Origin of the sequence: Roseibium porphyridii, from assembly GCF_026191725.2 — a bacterium.
Classification (GTDB): Bacteria; Pseudomonadota; Alphaproteobacteria; order Rhizobiales; family Stappiaceae; genus Roseibium; species Roseibium porphyridii.
On the sequence record NZ_CP120863.1, the window covers coordinates 1,738,987 to 1,750,198 of the forward strand.

Annotated in this window: 10 protein-coding genes; 1 reads left to right on the forward strand and 9 read right to left on the reverse strand. The window is 53.6% G+C overall.

Going from position 1 to position 11,212, the window contains the following annotated elements; genetic code table 11:
- The 9 genes from K1718_RS08050 to K1718_RS08090 form a co-directional block, all read right to left on the reverse strand.
- Positions 1-831, reverse strand: coding sequence for a carbohydrate ABC transporter permease (locus K1718_RS08050; RefSeq protein ID WP_265683620.1), 831 nt, complete (start codon positions 829-831; stop codon positions 1-3).
- Entirely contained in the window at positions 828-1,703 is an 876-nt protein-coding gene (locus K1718_RS08055) for a carbohydrate ABC transporter permease (protein WP_152500447.1), read from the reverse strand. The genes K1718_RS08050 and K1718_RS08055 overlap by 4 nt, the downstream gene beginning before the upstream one ends.
- 79 nt (positions 1,704-1,782) lie before the next feature.
- A complete protein-coding gene (locus tag K1718_RS08060) occupies positions 1,783-3,126 on the reverse strand; it encodes an ABC transporter substrate-binding protein (RefSeq protein ID WP_265683623.1) in 1,344 nt (447 codons plus the stop codon).
- 143 nt (positions 3,127-3,269) lie between these two features.
- The gene (locus tag K1718_RS08065) at positions 3,270-4,190 is read right to left on the reverse strand and encodes a LysR family transcriptional regulator (RefSeq protein WP_265683625.1); all 921 of its coding nucleotides are present in this window, start codon (positions 4,188-4,190) and stop codon (positions 3,270-3,272) included.
- 104 nt (positions 4,191-4,294) lie between these two features.
- Positions 4,295-5,242, reverse strand: a complete 948-nt coding sequence (locus K1718_RS08070) for a formylglycine-generating enzyme family protein (RefSeq protein WP_265683627.1) — start codon at positions 5,240-5,242, stop codon at positions 4,295-4,297.
- Positions 5,243-5,251: 9 nt separating this feature from the next.
- Entirely contained in the window at positions 5,252-6,787 is a 1,536-nt protein-coding gene (locus K1718_RS08075) for a sulfatase family protein (protein ID WP_265683629.1), read from the reverse strand.
- Between the two features lie 5 nt (positions 6,788-6,792).
- Entirely contained in the window at positions 6,793-7,659 is an 867-nt protein-coding gene (locus tag K1718_RS08080) for a carbohydrate ABC transporter permease (RefSeq protein ID WP_152500451.1), read from the reverse strand.
- Complete coding sequence (locus K1718_RS08085; RefSeq protein WP_152500452.1) at positions 7,656-8,579, reverse strand: carbohydrate ABC transporter permease; 924 nt, start codon at positions 8,577-8,579, stop codon at positions 7,656-7,658. The genes K1718_RS08080 and K1718_RS08085 overlap by 4 nt, the downstream gene beginning before the upstream one ends.
- 72 nt (positions 8,580-8,651) lie before the next feature.
- Complete coding sequence (locus K1718_RS08090; protein WP_152500453.1) at positions 8,652-10,157, reverse strand: ABC transporter substrate-binding protein; 1,506 nt, start codon at positions 10,155-10,157, stop codon at positions 8,652-8,654.
- A gap of 106 nt (positions 10,158-10,263) precedes the next feature.
- Here K1718_RS08090 and K1718_RS08095 point away from each other — a divergent pair, with 106 nt between their 5' ends.
- The gene (locus K1718_RS08095) at positions 10,264-11,190 is read left to right on the forward strand and encodes a LysR family transcriptional regulator (protein ID WP_265683634.1); all 927 of its coding nucleotides are present in this window, start codon (positions 10,264-10,266) and stop codon (positions 11,188-11,190) included.
- Positions 11,191-11,212: the final 22 nt, after the last annotated feature.

Genomic DNA, 11,212 nt, shown 5'->3' on the forward strand with positions numbered 1-11,212 from the left:
CTATTTAACTGCGCCGGAAACCAGTCCGCGAACGATCAGTTTTTGAGCAAAGACCAGCAGGATTAGTGCTGGAACAATTGAAAGCGTCGAAGCTGCCGCCATTTCCGTAAAGGCGATTGTGTTCTCCTGGGCGTATTTACCGATCCCGAGCGGGACGGTCGCTGTTTGCCTCTGTGTCAGAACCAGCGCGACGGGAAACTCGTTCCAGCTGAAAACAAACGTCAGGATGCTTGTCGCAGCGATGCCGGGGCGGACGATGGGAAGAACGACGTTCCAGAGTATGTTTGGAACGTTGGCGCCATCGATTTGCGCAGCCTCGACAAGTTCCTTTGGAACGTCACGGATGAAAACACCCATCATCCAGAGAGCCATTGGCAGGTTCAAGGTCGCATGAGCCAGGATGAGGCCCGTATAGGTGTTATCCAGTCCCACGGAACGCATCATTGTATACCAGGCGCCGGCAAGCGTGATTGGCGGCACCATGTGAAAGATGACCGACCATCCGAGCAACGAATGCAATACCCAGCCGGGCCATTGCAATCGGTACAAAGAAAAGGCCGCGAGTGTCGCCACGACCAGAACCAGAATGGTGCTGCCGATGCCGACGATCATCGAATTCATGAAGTTCCTGCCGAAGTCTGACGTCTTGTCGAAGATCACATCGACAAAACCCGTCAGGTTCGGCTGGAAAAAGAACCGACCCATGAGCAGGTCGATCTGGGTCTTGAAGGCCGCCATAACGATCCACAAAAATGGGAACAGCACAATTACGGCAAAGGTGAAGAGAACCGCATGACGCAGCAGATCTGCAGATCGAAGGCGTTCGCTCATACTTTGCTCCCTCGACCAGCAGTTGCCCTCGTCGCGACGATGATCATTGCGGCGATGATCGCGATGACGGCAATGGACATAGCCGCACCGTATCCAGATTGGTCTTCGGTGAAGAAGCGGCGGTAAATCGTGAAACTGATCACCTCCGTGGCGGTCCCCGGACCGCCGCCGGTCAGAAGGTAGATCTCGTCGAAAACCTTGAAAGCGAGGATCATTCGAAAGACGAAGGTCACTATGATGGCTGGCATCATGAGTGGAAGCGTGATGTCGCGCAGGATCTGCCAACCAGTAGCGCCGTCAATGCGGGCCGCCTCAAAAATATCGTCGGGCAAAGACTCCAAACCGGCCAGCAAAAGAAGGAAACAGAATGGCGTCCAGTGCCACACGTCGACAATGATAACCGACAGGAGAGCCAAGTTCGGGCTTCCGAGCCAATCAAGCGCTGATATTCCCAAGAAACCGAGCACCTGGTTCAGAACGCCGAAATCGTAGGAATACATCAATTTCCAGATCGCTCCGATGATAATCCCAGGCACCAGAATGGGCAGGATGAAGATGGTGCGGTAGAAGCTGCGGCCGCGGGTGATCTGGGTGGTCAACAGCGCCAGAATGAAGCCGATCAACATCTGGATCGCGACAGCGGCGACCGCGAAAATCACGGTGTTCAGCAATCCTGCGCGCAGCAGATTGTCGTCGGGTAATTTCTGATAGTTAGAGACACCGACCCAGTTCCACACAGGTGTTCTGTTCACCCATTCGACATCATTGAAACTCAGTGCGAGTAGATTGGCCAATGGCAGTATCGTCAGCGCGACAAAGAGCAAAATAGCTGGCCACAGAGTTGCATGCCGCCAAAACCTGTCTGCACTCATAGGGTCGAATCCAGCAAAATCGTAAGAAAAAAGGGGCTGTCCGGTGACAAACAGCCCCGTGAGTTGGGGAGGAGTGCGACTAGTTCAGATCTTCAAGTTTCTGGTACTTGTAGCCCGCGTCCTCGAGCACTTTGGCGATCTCAGCCGCTGCTGTGTTCAAGGCTTCGTTCAATGGCATTTCTTCACCGATCGCCTGGTTGAAACGCAGCTCGGTCACCGCCAGGAGCTGACTGGCCTCGGGAATTGTGAACGTCAGCCGGGCATTTGGCAGCGCATCGGCAAGCGCTTTCATCCAACGGAACTCCTGCGTATCCGCCATCTCTGAGGTTAGGACAGCACGGCTGACAGGAGCTGATCCTGCCTCTGCATAAGCCCGCTGAGCTGCGTCGGTCTGGAACCAGGTCAGGAATGCGAGCGCAGCCTTTTTGTTGGCATCAGGAATGTTCATTGGAACCCCGGCGAGCCAATGCCCCAACGGGGTCGCAGAACCATGTTCTACAGTGCCTGGAGGAGCCGCATAATCGACCTTGCCGACAACCGCAGACTTGTCAGGATTATCGAACAGCCCCGGAGCGAGTACGGAATCAATGTGCGCGGCACGGCCGGTCGCCATGTTCTGGATGACATTTGTCTGGGTTTGTCCGGCAGTTGACGGGTGACCGACTTCTTCGGCGAGTTTCAAATACATTTCCATACCTGCCCGTGTCTCAGGACTGTTCATGGAAATGCGGTAGCTGCCGTCTTCTTGCTGATCGATGATCCCACCGCCATATGCCCAGATGTACGGAAAGACATCGTAGGTGACGTCGAAGGCTCCGCGTTGACCGCGTTGCGAGATGCCATACATGTTCTTGCTCTTCAGAACCTTTGCGTTCTCCAGCAACTCGTCCCAGGTTTTAGGCACCGACAGATTGTGTTCCTGGTACAGATCCGATCGGTAGTGAAGAATAAGAATGTTCGGGTTTACCGGGACCGACATCAATTCACCGGTTTCGCATGTTATGCGGACGGCTTTGGCATCCCAGCAGACACTGTCATCGAACGTATAGATGTCTTTGCTGAGTTTGAATTCCGGATCGATCGCGTTCAGTGGATCAAGAAATCCACCGGTATAGAATTCGGTGAAGAAGCCCGCGTTCATGATGACAAGATCAAACGGGCTTTCATCGGAGCGGACCGCCGTGCGTTGTTTCTCAAGGCTGCCGGCAAATGGGTTTACGTCGAGCTCGACGGTGTTACCTGTCTCTTGCTCATATTTTTCGACAACGGCCTGGAATCCCGCGAACCAGGGGGACTGATTGATCACGATTGTGATCGGTTCCTGGTCCGCGGCTGCAGCTGGTCCGAATGCCGTACCTGTCAATGCAGCCAGGGCCACGGTGGTTTGCAAGGCGCGTTTGGCGAAGTTATTTCGAAAAAGCATATTTTGATCCTCCCATCATCTGAACGAAGTCAGTTACTCCTTCAGATTGCTCCAAGCGTAGCGTGTCCCGATGGCATGAAAAAATGATATTATTGAGCAATTCCATAGCTAATAGCTATGGGATCAATGTTGGATTTCTGCCACTAATTAAATGGATCCTGTTTGCAGGCTTCCTTCAATCGCTCTGCCAGCAGTGCAGCCGCCGGGGAAAGCAGGCGGGGTGTTCGGTAGATAATTCCGGCTTCGCGGCTGGTGATGAGTTGCGGCACATCCATTTCGACAAGTCCTTTGCCTTCTGGTGATTTTAGCTGTGTCCTGGTCGTGTAGAGGAGCAAATCGGCAAGATGCACAACGGTCATCAGAAACGTTTGCGATGATGAGACGACTTCCGGCCGTGGCGGTGCCAAGCCAAGTGTCGTTGCGCCACCATCCAGTTTTCGTCTTGCCAGATTGTTTGCCGGTGGGAGCGCCCAGTCATGTGACAGAGCTTCCGCAGCGGAGACATTTTTTCGGCCTGCTAATGGATGTTCCGGCCGGCCGACGACAACAAGATTGTCGGTGGTCAGCTTGTCGACTTCATTTTCGTCAACACCGGCAAGAGGAAGTTCAGCTACAATAAAGTCCAGTTCGCCGGCTTCCAACCGTTCCGTAAGGCTGTCATCGAAACCGCCGACAATTTCCACTTTGATGTCGCGGCTTTCTTGCATCATCTCAGCGACGATTTCTGGCAGAAACCGCCTTACCCAGGAAGGACCTGCACCCACCCGAACCTCGCCCAGTCCACCTGTGCGGAGCTGGTCGACTTCGTCCAGCGCCTTGCCGACTTGCGCCAGGACAATGGTTGCATGTTGCTGGAGCCGTTCCCCTATGGGGGTCAGTTTGATCCCATGCACGCTGCGTTCCATCAAGGTTGTGCCTGTCTGTCGTTCCAGAAGTTTCAGGGCTTTCGACAAAGTCGGCTGAGCGATGTTCAATTCTTCAGCCGCTTTTGTGATGTTGCCGGTCGCCGCGACGGTGTGAAAATATGTCAGCAGTCGCAGGTCTATCCTGTGCTTGGCGTACATTCTTTTTTCCGAACCAAAGATCGATTGTCAGGCTGTTTGAGCATTTGCCTTCACGCGGAGTATGCAGCTGGCATCTGATGTGTCCACGCTAGTGGATGTTGCGCTCATTGATCAAAAACCACTCGAAATCCCTGATGGGCCAAAGACGTGTCGGGCGACGCGCCGCTTCGCGCTGCAATGCGGTAGCGCCAGCAATAGGTTCGATGGCACAGAAATGAACCTCCCTTGAGCAACTTGAACCCCTTCATGGAAGCGAGCTTTTGCCGAACTGCCCTTTTCAAGGAAGGAATTTTGTAAGGTTCTGCCGCCCATTCCCAGACATTTCCAACCATATTGTAGAGGCCGAAGCCATTGGGTTCGAACGACTTCGCAGGTGCCGTTGTTAGGTGTCCGTCCAAAGCAAGGTTGTCTTGCGGAAACCGGCCTTGCCATATGTTGCAGGGTTGGAAAGTTTCATCGTCGGGTTCCCGGGTTCCCCACGGATAAGGGATATCTCCCAATCCTCCTCGTGCGGCATGTTCCCATTCAGCCTCGGTGGGCAGACGTCCACCCACCCAGCTGGCAAATGCCTTGGCATCGTTCCACGAAACATGCACGACAGGATGATCAGGTTGCCAGCCTGCTTCGCTTCCCGGTCCTGCCACATGTCGCCAGTTCGCTCCTTCAACTTTTCGCCACCATTCCGTCCCGGCGACTGCCTGCGTTTCGCTTGTGCTGTCGGGAAGCTGTGCCCAGAACACGAACGACCAACCGTATCGCTCTGCGTCTGTTACATAACCGGTGCTTTGGACGAAGGCCGCATATTCTGCATTCGTGATTGTGGTTGTCGTCATTTTGAATTGACGCAACACAGGGGCCTTCCGGCTTTCCTCTCCATCATTCGGTATCAGCGGGAACCTCGTTCCGAGAATTGCGTTCCCGCCGGGGATGACCGCCGTGTCGAGATCTGGCCTTCCGTCGCTTGATGTTGGGGTCTTTTGTTCGGCACAGTCAGGACGATCGATGAGGCCCCTGTTCGGGGTGCAGCACGCCTTGTGTGATGCCTGGTTCAATTTCACTCTTCAGGCCTGTGCAACGCGAGGAGATTTCAAAGGCTCAGAACATTGGACGCCTTGCATCATCCGAAGGAGCATTTGAGTTTTCAATGACTGACTTTCTGGGTCGTGCCACAGGTTCTTGATCTCTTTCGGGTCTTCCTCCAGGTCGAACAGTTCTCCATGCTCTTCGGTTCTGTAGACGGAAATCTTGAAACGGTCTTCGATGTAGGTCGTTACATGGGGCATGACCGGATTGTGTCTGTTTTCACAGATTGCAAAACTGCGAGCGTCCGGACCTGTTCCCAGCCAGGTTTGCAACTGCGAAACTCCTTGCAATTCGGGGGCTGGACCAAGACCTGTAACTTCAAGAAAAGTTGGTGTCAGATCGAGCAGGCTTTGAATAGCCTTGCTCACATGACCTTCAGGTACTCGTCCCGGCCAACTGACAATAAAGGGAATTCGGAGCATGTCTTCATAGTGAAATGGCCCTTTGGCGACCAGTCCGTGCTGTCCCAAAAAGTGCCCGTGATCTGTGGTAAAGACGATCAGCGTGTCTTCAGTCAGGCCCTCGGCATCAAGATAATCAAGGATGCGTCCAACCTCCTGATCCAGGAAGCTCATCATACCGTAATAGGCGGCCATATCCTTCTTGAGCTCGTCCTTTGGATAAAGGTGGCTGTCACAGCCGTGAGCTTCGTGCGGGTCATGCCAGCTTGCAAAGTCTGGATCAGGCTCTTGAGTTTTCGCGAAATGCGGTGCGTTGAGATCGTGTTCTCCCGGGACGACTTCACCCGGTTCCATGTCCTGCGGATCGTACATTGAGGCCCACGGCTCGGGAACCGTGTAGGGAGGGTGAGGATCCGGAAAACTTGTCCATAGGAAGAAGGGTTTTCCTTCGGTCTTTGCTTTTTCCAGGAAGGCGACAGACCGTTCACCGATCCAGGGCGTGTAGTGCAACTCCTGAGGCAATTGCCAATTCCGGTCCTTGCGGGCCCAATAGGGAGCATCTGGTGCGCGCGCAGGCGCTTTGGAGGCATCGTCGCCAGGAAGCGGCTGAAAATAGTCAGGCCAATCAGTCAATCCCTTGTCTTCAAGCCAAGCGGCATAATGCTGACCAACGTGGCTTTCATCCGCATGGTTGCGCACAAGCTCTACGTGCTCGAAACCATAGAAAGGCCCATTGAATTCGCGCCAGAATGGGATGTCCCTCAGCAGTGGCTGTTTTTCCAGGCTGTCGCCCGCGAGCGGTTGAAAATGGGCTTTCCCGATAAGTCCTGTGGCATAGCCGTGCTGAGACAATGAATTTCCGATTGTCGGAATAGTCTCGTCCAGTTTGCAGCCAATCGTCCAGGCTCCATGCTGAGAGGGATATAAGCCTGTAATAATGCTTGATCGTGATGGTGTGCAGGTGGGCGCAGGACAATATGCCTTGTCGAAGCGCGTGCCGTTCCGGCACAACCGATCGATATTTGGCGTGTCGATTTTTGGATTGACGGCACCGAGAGCGCTGAAGTGCTGCTGATCGGTGGTGATGAGCAAGATGTTGGTACGCTTTGTCAATTTCGTCATCCTTTGACGGCGCCAGCAAGGCCGTTGATGAAGTAACGCTGAAGAAGAACGAAGAGAATAACGACGGGTACGATCGAGATCGTTGCCGCTGCCGACATGCCAGTCCAATCGATCGATTGTTCACCCTTGAACGCATAGATCCCGACGGAGAGCGTCCGGATTGCCGGGTTTGCAAGTGTGATGACGAGCGGCAATAGAAAGTCATTCCAGGCGTGCAACACCTGCATGATGACCACGGTTACGACCATTGGCCGTGCCAAAGGCAACATGACGTACCAGAAAATCTTGAAGAAGGTGACGCCTTCGACACGAGCAGCCTCCTCCAGTTCCTTGGGTAACTGGCTGAAATATCCCGCAAAAAGCACCACGAAAACGACCATCGCGTGACCGGAGGTTGCGAGCGTCAGTCCAAACAGGTTGGAGGAAAGGCCCATCATGCTCAGCAGTTCGAACACGGGAATGATCGTGAAGCCCTGTGGGATGAAGACCGTTGCAACGAATGCGATAAAGAAGGTGGTGCGTCCTGGAAACCGATAGCGTCCCAGCACGTATCCCAGCATTGCCGTGCTGACCGTGACCAGAAAAACAGACCCTACCGTTACAATCAGCGTGTTGAAGAAGTAGCGCCCCATATTCGCTTCGACCCAGGCGCGGCGGTAGTTGTCCCACATGAAGTCCTGCGGGATCAGGCCCGGATTGGCAAACATCTCCATATTGGACTTCAGGGATGTCGAAACCATCCAGAGGAAGGGGTAAATCCAGACAAGGCACAACAGCGCAAGGATTACCGACGTCAATGTGATCCGCAGGGTTGGCGCATGGTCACCAAAAACGATCCGTTTGGGGGAGAGGCGCGCAATCATGCTTTTGATCCTGCAGTTGCCATTCGGGTGCGCCGTGTTGCGAGCGCCTGAAGGGCGGTCAGGCCCAAAAGCACTGCACCGAACAGCACGCCGGCCGCGGCCGCATACCCCAACTGCGGAATGCTGCCGTCATCAGCTGCAAAGGCAGTGCGATAAATGAAAATCTCCATCACTTCGGAACCGAAAAACGGGCCGCCGTTCGTCATCGACATGATCAAAGGAAACACGTTCAAAGCGGCTACGGAGGAAATCAGCAATATTGCAAGTGCAAATGGTTTGATGATCGGAAGAACAACATAAAAAGCGAGCCGGTGACCTTTGCAGTTGTCCAGGCGAGCTGCGTCGTAGACTTCATCCGGCACCGTCTGCAAAGCGGCAAGCCAGTAAATCAGCGTTATTCCGAGCCACTTCCATACGTATACTCCAATGACGGACGGCATGACGGATTGAGTGGAGCCAAGGAAATCGATCGGCTGAGAAACCAGTCCCAGATCCAGGAGGAGGCCGTTCACAGGGCCGTTGAAAGGACTCAAAAGAAACGTCCAGACAATTCCGATAACCGCGACCGGGGTCACAACCGGCAGGAAGATCATGGTGCGGAAGAATGTTGACAGCTTCAGAAGCTGCATGTTCAACACCATTGCCAGAATGAGTGAGATTGCCATCTGTAGCGGAACGGTTCCAAGAAGGAACACGATTGAGCGTCCAAAGGCATTCCAGAAAATCGGGTCTTGAAACAGGGCTAGAAAATTACCGAACCCCACAAAGATCTTTTGTGCGGTGAACCCGGACCAGTCATGCATTGCATAGAACATGGCCGCGAAGATTGGATAAAAGACAAACATGCCTGCCAGTACGAGGCCAGGCAGCATCATAAGGTAATGGAACCGGTGTACCCGGAGAGTTCCAAGGACGCGCATGGAAAGAGTTGACCTTACAGAATTGGGTTAGGGGCCACATGCGAGAATGTGGCCCCTGAATGGAGACCTTCGTCAGTAGTCTGCCGCGCCGAAATCGACGTCCGGGTTCCAATTTGCAAAGACAAGTTCGGAGCGATCCACATTTGCGCCGTCTGCTTTTGCTTTCGCGAACGCGGCATCCAGCGCGCTATTGTAGCGATCTTTAAGTTCGGACATCTGTTCCTTGACACCGGACAGCTGACCGGCGACCAGACCCTGCACGGTCCGCGCAAAATTAACGTCCGGAGCAACATAGGCGGCAACCACCTTGGACATTTCGCCATTGCGAACCAGCGGATTGGGACCGACACGGATCTGATCGTTGAAAAGGTTCAAGATCTGTTTCGAACGCGGCGACATGTCGGCTTTGGCCACTGCTTCAGGCATGATTGGCGGATCGCCCGCACCAACCACATTTGCCCACTCGATCTGTCCTTCGAGCGTGCCAAGATAGTGGAAGATCTCTCCAGCGATCGCACCATTTTCGGAACCTGACCACAAGCTAATGGTGTTTGGTTTTGCACCACCCTGACTGATCGTCAACTTGCCCTGCTTGCCGGACTCCGGCACAGGAGCTGAGGACAGGCCAAAGTCGAAATCGGGATTCTGGCTCTCCCAGGAGGGAATGTTCCACGGTCCCTGTAGGATCATTCCTGCTGCGCCCTGAGGCATGTACGCTCTTGCCTGGGGGGCGTTCAGGTTGATGAAGCCAGGGAACATGCTCCGGTCGGACTGCATGGCAAGAAGCAATTCGATCGCGGCGATATACTCATCGCTATCGAAGACATACTCTCCCGTACGCAAGTCAATGTCAGCGTCCAGGATGCCGTCCCCGCCCGCGCTCGCGCCAGCGATGCGACCGATATTTCGCACAACGTCGGCCCAACGATTGAGCTGCGATCCACCAATGATGAAACCGAAGTATCTGCCCTGGCCTGCTTCAGTAATTTTGCGCGCCGCTTCCCGGAACTGGCTGTGGGTCAGTGGCTTGGCTTCAGGGTCAAATCCAGCTGCATCCATATAGGCTTTGTTGTAGAGCAGGTGAGATGCGTAGCGTTTGTTCGAGGTGAATGGCAGGCCATATGTCTTGCCCTCGAACTCGTTGATGCCAGGTAGAAACGCTCCGGACGGGAAGCCTTTTTTCCACTCTTCAATGTTGGGGATGAATTCGTCATAGGGCTGAACCCAGCCCTGGCTGACCGCATCTGCAAGGCTGAAGTTGCGCGGCAAAACAAACACGTCATGCGCAGTGTTGTTGCGAACACCAAGGGGAACGACTTTGGCAATTTCATTCCAGGGAAGGGGGTCATAAATAACATCGATGCCCCGGGCTTCTCCATATTTCTCAAAGAACTTCTTGAAGAAGACTGCTTTCTGGTCACCACTGTCGATCCAGCGGAATTTGGCTCCCTCGGGAACGGTATTCACCGGAGCGGGCACGGTCTGTGCAATCGAAGCTCCTGTCCCAAATGCAGTCGTTGCAACAGCAGCACTTGCGCGGGTCAAAAACGAACGACGCGAAAGTTCAAATGTACTCATTTTTTCCTCCCAGTAGGTGCGGCGCACCCAATTGAAAAAATGCTAATGTGTTTCAATTGATAACGCATTTGAATTTTTCTAAATTTTTGATTAGAAAATCTGATCAATGATCTACGAACCAGAACTCCTCCGTAGGCTGGTGGCTATTGTTGAGACAAACAACATGCGCGCGGCCGCAGAGATGATGGGGGTTACACAGCCGGCCCTTACACGTAGCCTCAAGCTTCTTGAAGCCGCGGTTGGCGGCGTGTTGTTCGAGCGGCGCGACAGAGGTCTGCATCTGACAGCGCTGGGCAAACTTGTACATGCTCAGGCGCGGCATCTTCTGCGAGAACATCAACTCGCAGAAGCTGAACTCAATGCACTTCAAAACGGAGAACAGGGTCAACTGCGCATTGCCGCGGCTCCTGTCTGGATGACCACAATACTGCCTCCTGCAATTGCAAAGATGCATCAACGGTTTCCCAAACTCTTTATCAAGCTGAAATCGACCAACTACACCGAAGGTGTGGAGGGTCTGAAAGAGGGGGAGTTTGATGCTTTTTTTGGTGGGTTTCAAAGACGCGAGTCTCTGCCCTCATATCTGGTTCGGAAAGCACTTTTTAACGCCAAGCTTGTGATCGTTGCGAATGCAGAACATCCAATTCATGACCGCAGCGCCGCCGCAGAGGATTTGCTCGCGCAAACATGGCTCTCATATCAAAGCGAAGTTGCCTATCTGGACACCATCAATGCCACTCTGGATGACACGGCGGAGATTAGTATAGGTGCAAACCTGCAGTGCGATTCCATGTTGACGGCGCTGGAACTCCTCAGACAAGGCGATTATCTGGCGGTTTTGCCAAGCAGTTTTTTGAATTCTGACAGCGGAAAAGGTTTGAAAATTGTGTCAACCGATCTCCCCGCAATCCGATTTGCTTCAGGTCCGATATACCGGAGAAGCCTGGAAGCCAATCATGCGATGACGATGATGCTTGACCTTACCAAAGCCCAGGTTGCTTCCCTCTCGAACTGGGGGGCGGAATTTTCCTGATTTTGATCGTGAGACCAGACCG

Coding starts and splice junctions, on each gene's coding strand:
- K1718_RS08050 (WP_265683620.1), bottom strand. CDS start 831: ATGAGCGAACGCCTTCGATCTGCAGATCTGCTGCGTCATGCGGTTCTC.
- K1718_RS08055 (WP_152500447.1), bottom strand. CDS start 1,703: ATGAGTGCAGACAGGTTTTGGCGGCATGCAACTCTGTGGCCAGCTATT.
- K1718_RS08060 (WP_265683623.1), bottom strand. CDS start 3,126: ATGCTTTTTCGAAATAACTTCGCCAAACGCGCCTTGCAAACCACCGTG.
- K1718_RS08065 (WP_265683625.1), bottom strand. CDS start 4,190: ATGTACGCCAAGCACAGGATAGACCTGCGACTGCTGACATATTTTCAC.
- K1718_RS08080 (WP_152500451.1), bottom strand. CDS start 7,659: ATGATTGCGCGCCTCTCCCCCAAACGGATCGTTTTTGGTGACCATGCG.
- K1718_RS08085 (WP_152500452.1), bottom strand. CDS start 8,579: ATGCGCGTCCTTGGAACTCTCCGGGTACACCGGTTCCATTACCTTATG.
- K1718_RS08090 (WP_152500453.1), bottom strand. CDS start 10,157: ATGAGTACATTTGAACTTTCGCGTCGTTCGTTTTTGACCCGCGCAAGT.
- K1718_RS08095 (WP_265683634.1), top strand. CDS start 10,264: ATGATCTACGAACCAGAACTCCTCCGTAGGCTGGTGGCTATTGTTGAG.